Source organism: Acidovorax sp., assembly GCF_046314175.1.
Taxonomy (GTDB): domain Bacteria; phylum Pseudomonadota; class Gammaproteobacteria; order Burkholderiales; family Burkholderiaceae_C; genus Acidovorax.
Genome location: NZ_JBKBXG010000005.1, coordinates 36,107 through 51,102, shown reverse-complemented (window position 1 = coordinate 51,102; position 14,996 = coordinate 36,107). Strand labels below are relative to the sequence as shown.

Below are 14,996 nucleotides of genomic sequence, written 5' to 3'. Positions count from 1 at the left end.
CGGGTGACCGGGCAAATTCGTTACCTACCGCCTCAGATTCTCTGCTCAAGCCCTTGATTCGGCAACGATTATTGGGTTTACGGGGTGCAGCAGGCCCCAAAAGTGGCGAAAATAGCGACATCTCTTACCTGCATCCATGGCAATCCTTCCCATTCTCTGCTACCCGGACCCTCGGCTTCACAAGGTGGCGCAACCCATTCAGGCGGTGGACGACCGCGTCCGGTCCCTCGCATCCGACATGCTCGCCACCATGTATGACGCCCATGGCATCGGCCTGGCCGCCACGCAGGTGGATGTGCATGAGCGGCTGGTGGTGATCGACGTTTCAGAAGAGCGCAACGAGCCGCTGGTGCTGATCAACCCCGAAATCGTCTGGGCCAGCGCCGAGAAACACCTGAACGACGAAGGTTGCCTGTCTGTGCCGGGCATTTATGACGGTGTGGAGCGTTTCGATGCCGTGCATGTACGGGCATTGGACGCCCAGGGCACCTCGCGCGTGATTGATGCAGAGGGTTTGCTGGCCGTGTGTATCCAACATGAAATGGACCACCTGATGGGCAAGGTGTTTGTGGAATACCTCTCGCCGCTCAAGCGCAACCGCATCAAGACCAAGATGATCAAGCAGCAGCGCGAGGCCCGCGAGTGATTCGTTCAGCACTCTGCACCCTGCGGGGCAGCAGAGTGCTGACGCGCCTGGCGTTCGTGCCGTTCGTGGCGTTGACACTGCACCTCGTTGGTTGCGCTTTGCCCGCCAAGGAAGCGCCAGGGGCTGTTCAGTCTGAAGTGATTGCCCGCCTGGGGCCGCCCACTGCCATATTTGCGCTGCCGTCCGGGCAGCGGCTGTTGTATTCCGAGCTTCCCGCTGGTTTTGAAGCGTACAACCTCGATTTCGACGCCACAGGCAGGCTGGTGCGCAATGAACAGGTGCTGACCCAGACCCGGTTCGAAAACATCCCCACCGGCGTGTGGACCCTCGCTGGCGTGCAGCGCACCTTCGGCCCTCCTTTGCTCGTAGAGCGAGTGTCCCGCTTTGATGGCGACATCTGGACCTACCGCTTCCGCCAGATCTCCGACCCGCGCCTTGCCCACGTGCACATTGATCGCCAAGGCATCGTGCGCCTCGTGATGTTCACTGACGAGCTGCCCCTCTTCGACAACGCGCGCGATTGAGCGCTTATCTTTCGACATTGGTCCCCATGAGAGTCATATTTGCCGGCACGCCCGAGTTTGCCCGCGTCGCGCTGCAGCGTTTGCTGGATGCAGGGTTCACCGTCCCACTGGTCCTCACACAGCCCGACCGCCCCGCGGGCCGGGGCATGAAGCTGCAGGCATCGCCCGTCAAGCAGTGCGCGCTGGAGCAGGGCATTACCGTGGCACAGCCCCGCAGTTTGCGGCTGGACGGCAAATACCCGGACGACGCAGCCGCCGCCCGCGAGGCCCTGCTGGCCGCGCAGGCCGATGTGATGGTGGTGGCCGCCTACGGCTTGATCCTGCCGCAGTGGGTGCTGGACCTTCCGCCCAAAGGGTGTTTAAACATCCACGCCAGCCTGCTGCCGCGCTGGCGCGGCGCCGCACCCATCCACCGCGCCATCGAAGCAGGTGACGCAGAAACGGGCGTCACCATCATGCAGATGGATGCGGGGCTGGACACTGGCGACATGCTGCTTTTGGAGCGCGTTGCCATCACGCCCACAGCTACCACGGCCACGTTGCATGACCGGCTGGCATCCCTGGGCGGCCGGATGATTGTGGAAGCCCTGGAGCTGGCAGCTTGCGGCGGGCTGCATGCCACACCGCAGCCATCGGAGGGCATCACCTACGCCCACAAGATCGAAAAGGCTGAAAGCGCCATCGACTGGTCGTTGCCTGCAGCGGCCATTAGTCAGCGCATCCGGGCGTTCGATCCGTTTCCTGGCGCCAGCACCGAAGCAGGCGGGGAAACCATCAAGATATGGTCTTGCGAAATTGATAGCAGCCAGCGCTTACCAGACAAGCGCTACGGGCATATTTTGTCTATAAACGACGCCGGGATCACCGTGGCCTGCGGTCAGGGCGCTCTGCGCCTGACCACCTTGCAACGCGCGGGCGGCAAGCGTTTGCCTGCGGCAGACTTTCTGCGCGGTTTCGACCTGGCAACCGGCACAACCCTGGGCAGCACCACGTCGCCCGACCCCGCGCCTGCGACCCCATGAGCCACACGGCGACCATCCGCCGTACGGTGCGCCACCCGTCGTTCCGGCTCGCCGCGCTGGACATGGCGGGCACGTCGCTGGGCATTGCCGCCTGGGGCCTGGTGACCGGCGTGGCCATGGTCAAAAGCGGCATGCCCGTGGGCATGGCCATGTTCATGTCCCTGGCGGTCTATGCAGGCAGCGCGCAGCTGGCGGTCATCCCGCTTTTGTCGGTGGGCGCTCCCTTGTGGGTGATCTGGCTCACGGCCGCGTGCGTCAATCTGCGCTTTGTGATTTTCAGCAGCATGTGGCGCAGCTACTTTGCGCACTTGCCGCTGCGCAAGCGTCTGGCCATTGGCTACTTCAGTGGGGATGTGATCTATGTCGCGTTCATGAAGCGTTTCCCCGACCCACGGCCAGAACCCGAACAGATTCCGTATTTCTGGGGCGCCGCCAGCAGCAACTGGCTGGCGTGGCAGGTGCCGTCGATTGCGGGCATCCTGCTGGCTAACGCTGTACCGCTGTCTTGGGGCCTGGGGTTTGCGGGCGTGCTGGCGCTGCTGGGCGTGTTGCTGTCGCTGCTGTTTGACCGCGCCACCTGGCTGGCCACCGGCGTGGCCGCCACCGCAGCCATTGCCGCATTTGCGCTGCCCCTCAAGCTCAACATCCTCGTCGCGCTGGCCGCAGCCGTGGCTGCGGGCCTGCTGATGGAGGCGGTAGACCGCCGCCGTCACAAGCCCGAGTTGCTGCTGGTGCCCGCCAACAGCGTGATGCCCCCCGAAGAACGGGAGCATGTGGCTGCGGGCGATGTGGTGCCGCTGCGTGAAGAGCGTCATCCATGAGCGCCGTGCCGGGCCGCCCCAAACAAGCTCGCACCGCAGTGCGCAGCACGGAGGTTTCCAGATGAGCTGGTCCTGGATCGGCCCTTTCATCGCCATCGTGGGCTTGGCGGTCATCACCATCGTCTCGCGCTCGTTCTTCATGATTCCCGAGCGTGAGCTGCCGATGCCCGACTGGCTCAAGCGGGGCCTCAAATACGCGCCCCTGGCCGCTCTCGCCGCCGTGATCGCGCCCGAGATCCTGATGACCCAGGGCGAGTTCATCGACACCTTCATGGACGCGCGCCTTCCTGCTGTCGTCTGTGCCAGCGCCTACTACTTCTGGCGCCGGGGCATCCTGGGCACCATCGTGGTCGGCATGGCGGTGTACTTGCCCCTGCACATTGGCTGGGGCTGGTAGAGAAGCCCCCCTGAGCCGCTGCGCGGCTTCCCCCCAGGGGGACGACGCCAGTGGCCTGGCAGAGCCAGTTCCACGGCGTCCGCTGGCATGGTGCGTGCCGGTTGCACAGTCTTCGCTAACTAAAATGGCAGCCCGCAAGCCCATCCACTTCACACCTCCCGACATGAACATCCTCCGCTTTTCCGACCTGTGTGCCCAGGGCAAGGCCCAAGGCCAGCGCGTTTTCATCCGTGCCGACCTCAATGTTCCGCAGGACGACGCCGGGCACATCACCGAAGACACCCGCATCCGTGCATCCATCCCCTGCATCCGCATGGCGCTGGACGCGGGCGCTGCCGTCATGGTGACCAGCCACCTGGGACGCCCGACCGAAGGCGAGTTCAAGCCTGAGGATTCGCTGGCGCCCGTTGCCGCCCGCCTGGCCGAGCTGCTGGGGCGCGAGGTGCCGCTGGTCTCCAACTGGGTGGACGGCGTCACAGTGGCCCCCGGCCAGGTCGTGCTGCTGGAGAACTGTCGCCTGAACGTGGGCGAGAAGAAGAACAAGGAAGAACTTGCGCGCAAACTGGCCGCGCTGTGCGACATCTTTGTGAACGACGCATTCGGCACCGCCCACCGCGCTGAGGGCACCACCTACGGCATCGCCCAGTACGCGCCCGTCGCGTGCGCCGGCCCGCTGTTGTCGGCCGAAATCGATGCGCTCACCAAGGCCCTGGCCCACCCGCAGCGCCCGCTGGCCGCCATCGTGGCGGGCTCCAAGGTGTCGACCAAGCTCACCATTTTGAAGAGCCTGGCCGACAAGGTGGACCAGCTCATCGTGGGCGGCGGCATTGCCAACACCTTCATGCTGGCCGCCGGCCTGCCGATTGGCAAAAGCCTGGCCGAACCCGACCTGCTGGACGAAGCCCGCGCGGTGATGGCCGCCATGAAGGCACGCGGTGCCGAGGTGCCGATCCCTACCGACGTGGTCACCGCCAAGGCCTTTGCCGCAGACGCACCGGCCACCGTCAAGGCGGCTGCCGACGTCGCTGCCGATGACCTCATCCTGGACATAGGCCCACAGACCGCCGCACGCCTGGCCACGCAGCTCAAGTCGGCCGGCACTATCGTCTGGAACGGCCCGGTGGGCGTGTTCGAATTTGCCGCGTTTGAAAACGGCACGCGCGAACTGGCCAAGGCGATTGCCGAATCTCCCGCCTTCAGCATTGCGGGCGGTGGCGACACCCTGGCGGCCATTGCCAAATACGGCATTGAAAAGCAGGTGGGTTACATCTCCACCGGCGGCGGGGCGTTTCTGGAAATGCTGGAAGGCAAGACCCTGCCAGCGTTCGAGATTCTGGAAAAGCGCGCAGCGGCATCTGTCTGAGCGCGCTCAGGGCCGCCGCGTGCGGCATGCCGGGGCAAGAGCGAAAGAAGCGGCCTTGTGTGGGCCGCCCCCTAAAATCACGCCCCATGACCTTTACCGACATGCTGCGCGACGCCACGGCGCAGAACAACTCTCTGCTGTGCGTGGGCCTGGACCCGGAGCCCACGCGGTTTCCTGCGGGGATGCAGGGCGATGCGCACAAGATTTATGACTTCTGCGCGGCCATCGTCGATGCGACGGCCGACCTGGTCTGCGCCTTCAAGCCCCAGATCGCCTACTTTGCCGCGCACCGCGCCGAAGACCAGCTCGAACGCCTGATGCAGCACATGCGCGCCAACGCGCCGCATGTGCCGGTCATTCTGGATGCCAAGCGCGGCGACATCGGCTCCACGGCCGAGCAGTACGCCAAGGAAGCGTTCGAACGCTACGGGGCCGACGCGGTCACGCTCTCGCCCTTCATGGGGTTCGACTCGATCGAGCCTTACCTGGCCTACCACGGCAAGGGGGCGTTCCTGCTGTGCCGCACGTCCAACCCGGGCGGTGACGATCTGCAGACCCAGCGCCTGGCCAGCGTTGAGGGCCAGCCGCTGATGTACGAACATGTGGCGCGCCTGGCGCAGGGGCCATGGAACAAGAATGGTCAGCTCGGCCTTGTGGTGGGTGCCACCTACCCGCAAGAGATTGAACGCGTGCGCACCATTGCGCCCACGCTACCGCTCTTGATCCCCGGCGTGGGCGCACAGGGCGGCGACGCCGCAGCCACGGTGCGCGCCGGGCTGCGCGATGGCGGGCCGATCATCGTGAACTCGTCGCGCTCCATCCTGTATGCCTCCAAGGGCGACGACTTTGCTGCAGCAGCGCGCACCGAGGCCCAGCGCACCCGCGCGGTCCTCGAAGCGGCCCGCGCGCGCTGACGCCCCACTTTCAGCTCCCACAGCCTTCGCGCCGCCGCTGCACCCGGACATCCCCATGCAGCTCAAATGGCTCGAAGACTTCATCGTGCTCGCGCAGGAGCGCAGCTACACCCGTGCTGCAGAACTGCGGCATGTCACCCACCCCGCCTTTGGCCGCCGCATCCGCGCGCTGGAGGCCTGGGCCGGCACACCGCTGGTGGAGCGCGGCGGTGGCCCCGTCACCCTGACACCTGCCGGACAAAGTTTTCTGGAAACAGCGGGCCACATGGCGCGCAGCCTCTCTCAATCGCACGAGGAACTGCAGAGCCTGGCCGGGCGGCAGGCCCGCACCGTGACACTGGCCACCGGGCGCACCCTGGCCCGCACCGTGGTGGCCGACTGGCTGGTGCGGCTGCAGCCGATCCTTCAAGGCGCTGAGCTGTGCATCCGCACCCGCGCGTTGGCCGACACGGTGGCGATGCTGGAACGCAACGAGGCCGATTTCTCGCTGGTCTACCATCACCCTGCGCTGGCCATACGGCTGGATGCGCGCCATTTCATGCATGTGACGGTGGCGTCGGACCGGCTGGTACCCGTGTCGCGTGCCACGGCGCAAGGCCAGGCGCTGCACCGGTTTGGGCCCGACGCCACGCGGATTCCATACCTGGCCTACGCGCCGCAACTGGCACTGGGTCGGCTGGTGGAGGACCACCTGGCGCAAAACCCGCACGCACCGCGGCTGCAGCGGGTGGTGGAATGCGACTCGGCTGACGCCCACTACGAGTACGTGCAAAAGGGCCTCGGGGTGGCGTGGCTGCCGTGGTCCATGGTGCACGCCGACTGCAAGGCCAAGCGCCTGGCCCTGGCGGGCGATGCGCGCATGGAAGTGCGTTTTGACGTACGCCTGTACCGGCCCAAGCGCCGCCTGGGGCCTTTGGCCGAGGCGTTGTGGAAGGCGATGGCGCAGCGCTGACCCTTCGGGTTTTCATCAGGGCGTTGAACAGTATTGGCAAGGGTTGGTGCCGTTTCGGCACCACGCAGGCGAGGGCGACTTTTCACAATGAGGCCACACCAGCGCACTTTTCAACAACGCGCCTTTGCACCTCACGTCGCCTCACCGCCCCATACAACCCAAGGACCCCACCATGAAGAACACTCCCTCTCTGCGCCGCACCGCCTTGCTATGTGGCATGGCACTCCTGGCTGTGCCCGCCTTCGCGCAAGACGTCTACCCCTCCAAGCCCATCACCATCGTGGTGGGCTACCCGCCGGGCGGCAGCACCGACCTGACCGGCCGCAACGTGGCCCTGGAGCTGAGTGCCAAGCTGGGCGTGCCGGTTGTCATTGAAAACATTGGCGGTGCCGGCGGCGCCATCGGCGCGCAGAAGGTGGCCAGCGCGGCACCCGATGGCTACACCTTTCTGGTGGGCGCCAGCAACGAGCTGGCCATCGTCAATCTGGTGAACAAGAAGATCAAATACAGCACCAAGGATTTCACCGCCATTGGCCTCGTGGCCTCACAACCGCTGGTGCTGGTGGCCTCCACCAGCTCGGGCGTCAAGAACCTGGCCGAGTTCACGCAGAAGGTGTCCAAGAACCCGGGCAAGTTCAGCTACGGCAGCTCGGGCGTCGGCACATCGCTGCATCTGGCAGGCGAGATGGTCAAGGAACAGGGCAAGCTGTTCATGACGCACATCCCCTACCGCGGGGTGGCGCCGCTGACCAACGACCTCATGGGCAACAACCTGGAATACGGCGTGTTCGTGCTCTCCAGCGGCCTGCCGCACATCAAGAGCGGCAAGGTGATTGCCCTGGGCACCACCGAAGCCAAGCGCTCGGCCACCACGCCCGACATCCCGGCGCTGGCCGAAACACCGCAGTACAAGAACGTGGACATCGGCGTGTGGTTTGCGCTGATGGGGCCGGCCAACCTGCCCAAGCCGGTGTTCGACAAGGTGAAGAAGGCGCTGAACGACACCCTGCAGTCGCCAGACTTCAAGAAGAAGATGGAAGCCAGTGGCTCCACCGTGGCTGCCCCCAACTTCAACATCGACCAGTTCCTGGTGACCGAAGTAGCCAAGTACAAAAAGATTGTTGAATTTGCCAAGATCGAAGAATGAGCACCGCCGCACCCCACAACACAGCCGTGCAACCATTGGCTTTTGAGCTGCCCGCACCCGACATCACCGCCTGGCGCGCAGGCGACACCGGCACACCCGGCGTTTGGCACTTTGACTCTGGCCAACCCGGACGCCACGTTATGGTCAGCGCCCTGGTGCATGGCAACGAGCTGTGCGGCGCCTGGGCCTTGAAGGGCCTGCTCGAAGCGGGCGTGCGGCCGCAGCAGGGCACGCTCACGCTGGCGTTCTGCAACCTCGATGCCTTCGACCGGTTTGACGCGCAAAACCATGACGCCTCGCGCTTCACCGACGAAGACCTTAACCGGCAATGGCTGGACGAGCGCATTGACGCTGCCGACACCAACGAGCGCCGCCGCGCCGCCGCGCTGCGGCCGTGGGTCGCGCAGGCCGACTGGCTGCTCGACATCCACTCCATGCACGAGCCCTCGGCCCCGCTGCTGCTCACCGGCATCCAGCCGCGCAACCTGAGGCTGGCGCGTGCCATGCGCTCGCCCGAACACATCGTGGTGGACGCAGGCCACAAGGACGGCGTGCGCATGCGCGACTACGGACGCTTCGGCCTGCTGGACGACGAGGGCGGCGACACGCGCTCGCTGCTCATCGAATGCGGCTTCCATGGCGACCCGGCCAGCCGCGCCGTGGCACAGGACCAGTGCGTGCGCTTCATCGAGCAATCTGGCGCCATCAGCGCCGACGCCCTGGCGCAGCAACTGCCCGGCTGGCGCCTGCCCGATGCGCCCCGCCAGTGGGCGCTAGAGGTAACCGGCCCGGTGGTGGCCACCAGCAGCGCCTTCCGTTTTGCGGCGCCCTACACGGGGCTGGAGCTGTTTGAAAAGGCTGGCACCGTGATTGGCGACAACGATGGCGTGCCGGTGACAACGCCGTACGACAACTGTGTGCTGGTGATGCCCTCGGTGCGCCAAGCGCGCGCGGGCGTGACGGTGGTGCGGTTCGCGCGGCGCAGGGCGCTGTAAGCGCGCAGCAAGCGCTGCAGAGGGGGCGGGTGGTTGGCTAGGAGCCCCCGCCCCTGCGCATTCAAATACTATTAAATTAATAGCTGCCAGCGCTTATCTATCAAGCGCTAGAGGCCATTTTGGCTTGTATTTTTGGCCCCAGCACCACACAGGCCAGCGCGGCTACCACCAGCGCAATACCCGCCCACTGCCACGGCGCCACGCCCTCGTCCAGCAGCAGCCAGCCTGCTGTGAGCCCCACCACCGGCACCGCCAGGCTGAACGGCGCCACGCGGTTGGCGGGGTAGCGCTGCAGCAGGTTGGTCCACAGCGCATAGCCGACGATGGTGGCCGCCCAGCCCAGATAGGCGACCGACGCCCACGCCAGCAGCGGCACATCCACAAACGTTTGCCACTGCAGCCAGCGCGCGGCATCGGGGTCAAACACGGCAGACAGCGCCACAAACGGCAGCACCGGCACCAGGCTGGCCCAGATGACGAATGCCAGCGGGTCAAACCCCGGGCTTTGCTGCTGCGCCAGGCGCGACACGATGTTGGACGACGCCCACATGGCCGCGCCACACAGCGTCAGCAGCAGCCCCGCCAGCGTGGTGGCTGCCGCCACCCCCACGCCAGACCCTGGGCCCACGTAGTTCATGGCAAAACACACCAGCCCCAGGGCGGCCAGCACCATGCCCCACCGCAGGGGCGGGCCCGGCCGCTCACGCAGCAGCGCAAAACCAAACAGCGCCGTGAAAAACACCTGGGTTTGCAGCAACACGCTGGCCAGCCCGGCCGTCATGCCCACCTTGAGGCCGATAAACAAAAAGCCAAACTGCCCCACGCCCTGGAACAGCCCAAACAGCACCACCCAGCGCCAGTGCATGCGCGGCGGGCGCACCAGCAGCACCAGCGGCAGCGCCGCACACAGGTAGCGCGCGGCGCCCAGCTGAAAAGGGCTGAAGCTGCGCAGCCCCCATTTCATGGCCACAAAGTTCACACCCCACAGGATGACCACCACCAGCGCGGCCAGCAGGTCGCGCGCACGCAGGGGGCCGCCAACCAGCCCTGACCCTTGCCCGGACACCGGCGCCGTCACGCTGCAGCGCGCGCAGCGTCGATGTGCGCTTGCGCCCGCTGGGCCAGCGCGATGTCACCGGGGGTCTCTGGGGTCCACTTGTCTACTGCAAGGGGCTCGCCGTCGGCACCGACGGCGGTGTAGACCGCAACGCAATGCACCACGTCCTCCAGCGGCGCGCCGTGGATGGGCCCGCTGCGCACCTCGACGGCCAGGCTCAGGCTGGCGCCTTGGGTCTGGGTCAGGCGGGCATGCACCTCCACCAGATCGCCGGGGCGGATGGGGCGCACAAAGTCGGCGCCCCCCACAAACTCCGTAATACACGCCCCCTTGGCCCATGCGCTGGCGCACGCGTACCCAGCTTCGTCCACCCAGCGCAATACCGTGCCCCCAGGAACACGGCCTGCCTGCAGCAAGCTGCTTTCAGACGCCAGAAAGCGCAGGGTGATTGAGTGCATGCGGGGTGCTCCAGAGAAGGGGGAGGCTCATTATTCTCCAGCCACCCATTTGCCGTCGGCGGCGCACCGCCGAGCCGCCAACCCGCAGGCGTGCTGACCTGCTGGCGGGCCCTGCTCACTGTGGTGGTGGCGTTGGTACCTGCGCCTGGGTCTCAAACACCCCATGGCCGGCACCCCAAACACTATCATTTCAATAGCTGCTAGCGCTTTATGAATAAGCGCTAGCACCCATTTTTACCCATATTTTCCGTGCCAAGACGCTCCGACGGCTCCACCCCCAACTCCTCCAGCTCTGCCGCCGTGAACACCCTTGACCGGGTGTGAAAGGCCTTGCCCTCCGGCCCCTCCAGCGAGAAGGTGCCGCCCGTGCCCTCAATCACGTCGATGATGAGCTGCGTGTGCTTCCAGGTCTCGTACTGCGCCAGGCCCATATAGAACGGGCAGCCACCGATGTCGCCCAGGTACACATCGCCCGCCCCCATGGTGATCTCGCCGGGCAAAAAACAGTTGGCCGCGCTGTTGTCGCAGCAGCCGCCCGACTGGTGGAACATCAGGTCGGGGCCGTGTTTGGTTTTGAGGAATGAGACCAGCTCCAAAGCGGCGGGCGTGGCGATGACTTTTTCGACCATACGGTTCTCCTGCATGCAATGCAAAAAAGCAAACGCGGCAAGTTGGAACAACGAGCCGCGTCAACAGAAGCGCTTCCAGCGGTTCACAAACCGTTCCTGGCTAGGCGTCTTCGTCGCAGACAGTGGCAGCGCCACGGCAAGACGGAGCAACGACGCCAGGGACGGTTTTTGGACCGCCACCCAAGATCAGAAGAAGCCCAGCTTGTTTTCTGAGTAGCTCACCAACAGGTTCTTGGTTTGCTGGTAGTGGTCCAGCATCATCTTGTGCGTCTCACGCCCAATGCCCGATTCCTTGTAGCCGCCAAACGCCGCGTGCGCCGGGTACGCGTGGTAGCAGTTCGTCCACACACGCCCAGCCTTGATCGCGCGGCCCATGCGGTAGGCCACGTTGCCGTTGCGGCTCCACACGCCCGCGCCCAGGCCATACAGCGTGTCGTTGGCAATTTCCAGCGCCTCGGCTTCGTCCTTGAAGGTGGTCACGGCCAGCACCGGGCCGAAGATTTCCTCCTGGAAGATGCGCATCTTGTTGTGGCCCTTGAACAGCGTGGGCTGTACGTAGTAGCCGCCTTCCAGGTCGCCGCCCAGGTGGGCCTGGCCGCCGCCGGCCAACACTTCGGCGCCCTCTTGCTTGCCCAGGTCCAGGTAGCTCAGGATCTTGGTCAGCTGCTCTTTGCTGGCCTGTGCGCCCATCATGCTGTCGGTGTCCAGCGGGTTCTTGTGCTGGATGGCGGCCACGCGCTTCAAGACACGCTCCATGAACTTGTCGTAGATGCTTTCCTGAATCAGCGCGCGGCTCGGGCAGGTGCAGACCTCGCCCTGGTTGAACGCGAACAGCACCAAGCCTTCGACGGCCTTGTCCAGAAACGCATCGTCCTTGTCCATGATGTCGGCAAAGAACACGTTGGGGCTTTTGCCGCCCAGCTCCAGCGTGGCGGGGATCAGGTTGTTGGCGGCGGCCTGCGCAATGACGCGGCCGGTGGTGGTGGAGCCGGTGAAGGCGATTTTGGCAATGCGCTTGCTGGTAGCCAGCGGCATGCCGGCTTCGCGGCCGTAGCCGTTGACGATATTGAGCACGCCGGGCGGCAGCAGGTCGGCAATCAGCTCGGCCAGGATGAGGATGGAAATCGGCGTGGACTCTGCGGGCTTGAGCACCACGCAGTTGCCCGCGCCAATGGCGGGCGCCAGCTTCCACGCGGCCATCAGGATGGGGAAGTTCCACGGAATGATCTGGCCCACCACGCCCAGCGGTTCCTGGATGTGGTACGCCACGGTGTTCTCGTCGATGTTGGACAGGGCACCTTCTTGCGCCCGCACGCAGCCCGCAAAGTAGCGGAAATGGTCCACGGTGAGCGGGATGTCGGCGTTCAGCGTTTCGCGGATCGCCTTGCCGTTGTCTACCGTTTCAGCGTAGGCCAGCAGCTCCAGGTTCTGCTCGATGCGGTCGGCAATTTTCAGCAGGATGTTGCCGCGCGTGGCGGCGTCGGTCTTGCCCCAGGCGTCGGCGGCGGCATGGGCGGCGTCCAGCGCCAGTTCGATGTCTTCGGCCGTGGAGCGGGCGGCCTGGGTGTAGACCTTGCCGTTGACCGGCGAGATCACATCAAAGTACTGGCCCTTGACCGGGGCCACGAACTGGCCGCCGATGAAGTTGTTGTACTGGGGCTTGTAGACGATCTTGGCGCCTGCGGCGCCCGGGGCTGCGTAAACGGTCATTGCGTTGTCTCCTGCGGTTGTTGTGTGCATCGGGCGGGCCCTGCGGCCCTGTCCGATGCGCAACCTCTACTCAAGACCCATGCCAGCACGCCTTGGCGCGGGGGCCGTTGATTTCATTGCGCTTTTTTGCAGGCCCGGCACGGCGCGTGGTGCGGCGGACAACACTGGGCTGTGCCAGCACGGCACACCTGTCACGAAATGGAACAGTTGGCGCCACCCTTGCGCCAACGCCCTTGCACCGGGCTACGCTGGCCGCCATACTGGCCCTGCCAACCACCAAAGCAGGGCACCATGACCCTGCACGGAGACAAAGCGTGCGCCCCAACACATCCCCCGTCGCCCTGCGACAGGCCCGCCAGCACCTGCTGGACTCTGGCCAGTGCCCCAGCGGCCTGGTGGACGAGCGCCTGGCGCGCTCCTGGTCGCGCAGCATGGCAGCGGGCCTGGTGCCCACCGGGCGGCCCCAGGGCATTGACCACCCCAGCAGCGGCACGCTGCGCCAGGTGCTGGCCAGCAACCCCGAGCTGCTGGCGCATTCGCGGCCCGTCATGGAATACCTGTTTGAGCAAGTGCGCCACAGCCAGAGCGTGGTGGTGCTGGCCGACCGGCGCGGCATGCTAATGCACACGCTGGGCGACCCGCACTTTGTCGACAAGGCCGAGCGCGTGGCGCTGACCAGCGGTGCATCCTGGCACGAGGCCCACCGGGGCACCAACGCCATCGGCACGGCCCTGGCCGAGGCCTGTGCGGTGGAGGTGCATGGCGGCGAGCATTTTCTGGAGCGCAACAGCTTTCTCACCTGCGCAGCCTCGCCCATCCTGTCGGCCACCGGCGAGCTGCTGGGCATCCTCGACATCTCGGGCGACTACCGCAACGGCCACGCCCACACGCTGGGCCTGGTCAGCACCGCTGCGCGCATGATCGAAAACCGCCTGCTGGCCGCCACCTGCAAACGCAACATCCGCCTGCATCTGCACAGCGCACCCGAGGGCATTGGCAGCGTAGCCGAGGGCATCGTGGCGGTGTCGGCCGACGGCTGGATCGTGGGCGCCAACCGCGTAGGCCTGGCGCAGCTGGGCCTGCACGCGGGCGACGTGGGCGCCACCTTGCTGGAGCGCGTGCTGGACGTGCGGCTGGATGACCTGCTCTCGCACCACAAGCGCCGTCCGCACCAGCCGCAGGCCTTGCGGACACCCCACGGCGCCTTGCTGTTTGCCCAGGTGCAGATCGATGCCGCCGCGTGGGTCACCCCGTCGCAGTCCACCACGGCGGCCCGCACAGCGCCCGCGCAAGACGCACTGGCGCTGCTGGACACCGGCGACGCCCGCTGGCGCGCCGCAGCTGACAAGGCCCGCCGCGTGGTCGCCAAGCCGATCCCGGTGCTCATCCAGGGCGAATCCGGCGTGGGCAAAGAGGTGTTTGCACGCGCCCTGCACGCCAGCGGCCCGCGCCGCGACGCACCGTTTGTGGCCATCAACTGCGCCGCCATTCCTGAGAACCTGATCGAATCCGAACTGTTTGGCCACGTGGCCGGTGCCTTCACCGGCGCGCGCAAGGAAGGCCACCTGGGCCGCCTGCGCGAAGCCCATGGCGGCACGCTGTTCCTCGACGAAATCGGCGACATGCCGCTGGCCCTGCAAACCCGCCTGCTGCGCGTGCTGCAAGAGCGCAGCGTGACGCCCGTGGGCGCCAGCAAGGCCGTGCCGGTGGACTTTGCGCTGGTCTGCGCCACGCACAACCAGCTTATGCAGGCGGCGGAGCAAGGGCGGTTTCGGCAAGACCTGTACTACCGCATCAACGGCCTCACCGTGCAACTGCCCGCACTGCGCGAGCGCAGCGACTTTGTGGCGCTGCTGCAGCGCCTGCTGGCCGACCTGGCCACCGAGCAGGGCCTGGGTTTTGACGTGCAGACGGCCCCCGACCTGCTGGCCCGCCTGGCCGCCTACCCCTGGCCCGGCAACCTGCGCCAGCTGGCCAACGTGCTGCGCACCGCCTGCGCCATGCTGGCCGAGGGCGAAGACACGCTGGGCTGGGACCATATGCCCGACGACCTGGTGCAGGCGCTCACGGCGGCGCCCGCATCCCCGCGCAGCGAAGCCGCAGCAGGCACTGGCACGGATGTCCTGCCCGCCGCCCTCAGCCTGCAGCAGCTGTCCCAGGCCGCCATCGACCAGGCGCTGCAGGCCGCTCGCGGCAACATGTCGCAGGCAGCGCGCCAGCTGGGCATCAGCCGGCAGACGCTGTACCGCAAGCTGAAGATGCCTGTGCCTTGACGGCAGAGGGCGGGCTGCCGCCCGCAGGGTTTGCTATGCATTTGAGAGTTGGTGCCGCATATTGCACTAGCGCTTGAGGCACTTTTTA

15 protein-coding genes are annotated in these 14,996 nt (G+C 66.0%); 11 read left to right on the top strand and 4 right to left on the bottom strand.

Going from position 1 to position 14,996, the window contains the following annotated elements; translation table 11 throughout:
* The first annotated feature begins 136 nt into the window (after positions 1-136).
* The 10 genes from def (at position 137) to ACK4OE_RS02540 (ending at position 8,781) form a co-directional block, all read left to right on the top strand.
* Positions 137-646 (top strand): peptide deformylase, encoded by a 510-nt coding sequence (gene def, locus ACK4OE_RS02585; protein ID WP_409882792.1) that lies wholly within the window; start codon positions 137-139, stop codon positions 644-646.
* Between the two features lie 35 nt (positions 647-681).
* A complete protein-coding gene (locus ACK4OE_RS02580) occupies positions 682-1,170 on the top strand; it encodes a hypothetical protein (RefSeq protein ID WP_409882791.1) in 489 nt (162 codons plus the stop codon).
* Positions 1,171-1,196: 26 nt separating this feature from the next.
* Positions 1,197-2,192, top strand: coding sequence for a methionyl-tRNA formyltransferase (gene fmt / locus ACK4OE_RS02575; protein ID WP_409882790.1), 996 nt, complete (start codon positions 1,197-1,199; stop codon positions 2,190-2,192).
* On the top strand, positions 2,189-3,013 hold the full coding sequence (locus tag ACK4OE_RS02570) for an AzlC family ABC transporter permease (protein ID WP_409882789.1): 825 nt from the start codon (positions 2,189-2,191) through the stop codon (positions 3,011-3,013). The genes fmt and ACK4OE_RS02570 overlap by 4 nt, the downstream gene beginning before the upstream one ends.
* A gap of 61 nt (positions 3,014-3,074) precedes the next feature.
* Complete coding sequence (locus tag ACK4OE_RS02565; RefSeq protein ID WP_409882787.1) at positions 3,075-3,410, top strand: AzlD domain-containing protein; 336 nt, start codon at positions 3,075-3,077, stop codon at positions 3,408-3,410.
* A gap of 163 nt (positions 3,411-3,573) precedes the next feature.
* Positions 3,574-4,773, top strand: a complete 1,200-nt coding sequence (locus ACK4OE_RS02560) for a phosphoglycerate kinase (RefSeq protein ID WP_409882786.1) — start codon at positions 3,574-3,576, stop codon at positions 4,771-4,773.
* An 86-nt stretch (positions 4,774-4,859) separates the two neighbouring features.
* Positions 4,860-5,687, top strand: coding sequence for an orotidine-5'-phosphate decarboxylase (gene pyrF, locus ACK4OE_RS02555; protein ID WP_409882784.1), 828 nt, complete (start codon positions 4,860-4,862; stop codon positions 5,685-5,687).
* Between the two features lie 55 nt (positions 5,688-5,742).
* Entirely contained in the window at positions 5,743-6,639 is an 897-nt protein-coding gene (locus tag ACK4OE_RS02550; RefSeq protein WP_409882783.1) for a LysR family transcriptional regulator, read from the top strand.
* A 172-nt stretch (positions 6,640-6,811) separates the two neighbouring features.
* The gene (locus ACK4OE_RS02545; protein WP_409882781.1) at positions 6,812-7,786 is read left to right on the top strand and encodes a Bug family tripartite tricarboxylate transporter substrate binding protein; all 975 of its coding nucleotides are present in this window, start codon (positions 6,812-6,814) and stop codon (positions 7,784-7,786) included.
* Positions 7,783-8,781, top strand: a complete 999-nt coding sequence (locus tag ACK4OE_RS02540) for a succinylglutamate desuccinylase/aspartoacylase family protein (RefSeq protein WP_409882780.1) — start codon at positions 7,783-7,785, stop codon at positions 8,779-8,781. Before ACK4OE_RS02545 ends, ACK4OE_RS02540 begins: the two co-directional genes overlap by 4 nt.
* A gap of 100 nt (positions 8,782-8,881) precedes the next feature.
* On the opposite strand, the gene ACK4OE_RS02535 is transcribed toward ACK4OE_RS02540, so the two are convergent.
* The 4 genes from ACK4OE_RS02535 to ACK4OE_RS02520 form a co-directional block, all read right to left on the bottom strand.
* A complete protein-coding gene (locus ACK4OE_RS02535; RefSeq protein WP_409882778.1) occupies positions 8,882-9,859 on the bottom strand; it encodes an EamA family transporter in 978 nt (325 codons plus the stop codon).
* A complete protein-coding gene (locus ACK4OE_RS02530) occupies positions 9,856-10,296 on the bottom strand; it encodes an acyl-CoA thioesterase (RefSeq protein WP_409882777.1) in 441 nt (146 codons plus the stop codon). Before ACK4OE_RS02530 ends, ACK4OE_RS02535 begins: the two co-directional genes overlap by 4 nt.
* A gap of 221 nt (positions 10,297-10,517) precedes the next feature.
* Entirely contained in the window at positions 10,518-10,925 is a 408-nt protein-coding gene (locus ACK4OE_RS02525) for a DUF779 domain-containing protein (protein ID WP_409882776.1), read from the bottom strand.
* A 186-nt stretch (positions 10,926-11,111) separates the two neighbouring features.
* Positions 11,112-12,635: an aldehyde dehydrogenase family protein gene (locus tag ACK4OE_RS02520; protein WP_409882775.1), complete on the bottom strand. Its 1,524-nt coding sequence runs from the start codon at positions 12,633-12,635 to the stop codon at positions 11,112-11,114.
* A 314-nt stretch (positions 12,636-12,949) separates the two neighbouring features.
* Between ACK4OE_RS02520 and ACK4OE_RS02515 the strand changes: the two genes are divergently transcribed.
* Complete coding sequence (locus ACK4OE_RS02515) at positions 12,950-14,908, top strand: sigma-54-dependent Fis family transcriptional regulator (RefSeq protein ID WP_409882774.1); 1,959 nt, start codon at positions 12,950-12,952, stop codon at positions 14,906-14,908.
* Positions 14,909-14,996: the final 88 nt, after the last annotated feature.

Bases quoted from the DNA above. Each gene is read 5' to 3' on its own strand.
- ACK4OE_RS02540 (WP_409882780.1), top strand. From the start codon at position 7,783: ATGAGCACCGCCGCACCCCACAACACAGCCGTGCAACCATTGGCTTTT.
- ACK4OE_RS02525 (WP_409882776.1), bottom strand. From the start codon at position 10,925: ATGGTCGAAAAAGTCATCGCCACGCCCGCCGCTTTGGAGCTGGTCTCA.
- ACK4OE_RS02570 (WP_409882789.1), top strand. From the start codon at position 2,189: ATGAGCCACACGGCGACCATCCGCCGTACGGTGCGCCACCCGTCGTTC.
- ACK4OE_RS02530 (WP_409882777.1), bottom strand. From the start codon at position 10,296: ATGCACTCAATCACCCTGCGCTTTCTGGCGTCTGAAAGCAGCTTGCTG.
- pyrF (WP_409882784.1), top strand. From the start codon at position 4,860: ATGACCTTTACCGACATGCTGCGCGACGCCACGGCGCAGAACAACTCT.
- ACK4OE_RS02550 (WP_409882783.1), top strand. From the start codon at position 5,743: ATGCAGCTCAAATGGCTCGAAGACTTCATCGTGCTCGCGCAGGAGCGC.
- ACK4OE_RS02545 (WP_409882781.1), top strand. From the start codon at position 6,812: ATGAAGAACACTCCCTCTCTGCGCCGCACCGCCTTGCTATGTGGCATG.
- ACK4OE_RS02560 (WP_409882786.1), top strand. From the start codon at position 3,574: ATGAACATCCTCCGCTTTTCCGACCTGTGTGCCCAGGGCAAGGCCCAA.
- fmt (WP_409882790.1), top strand. From the start codon at position 1,197: ATGAGAGTCATATTTGCCGGCACGCCCGAGTTTGCCCGCGTCGCGCTG.
- ACK4OE_RS02520 (WP_409882775.1), bottom strand. From the start codon at position 12,635: ATGACCGTTTACGCAGCCCCGGGCGCCGCAGGCGCCAAGATCGTCTAC.
- def (WP_409882792.1), top strand. From the start codon at position 137: ATGGCAATCCTTCCCATTCTCTGCTACCCGGACCCTCGGCTTCACAAG.
- ACK4OE_RS02565 (WP_409882787.1), top strand. From the start codon at position 3,075: ATGAGCTGGTCCTGGATCGGCCCTTTCATCGCCATCGTGGGCTTGGCG.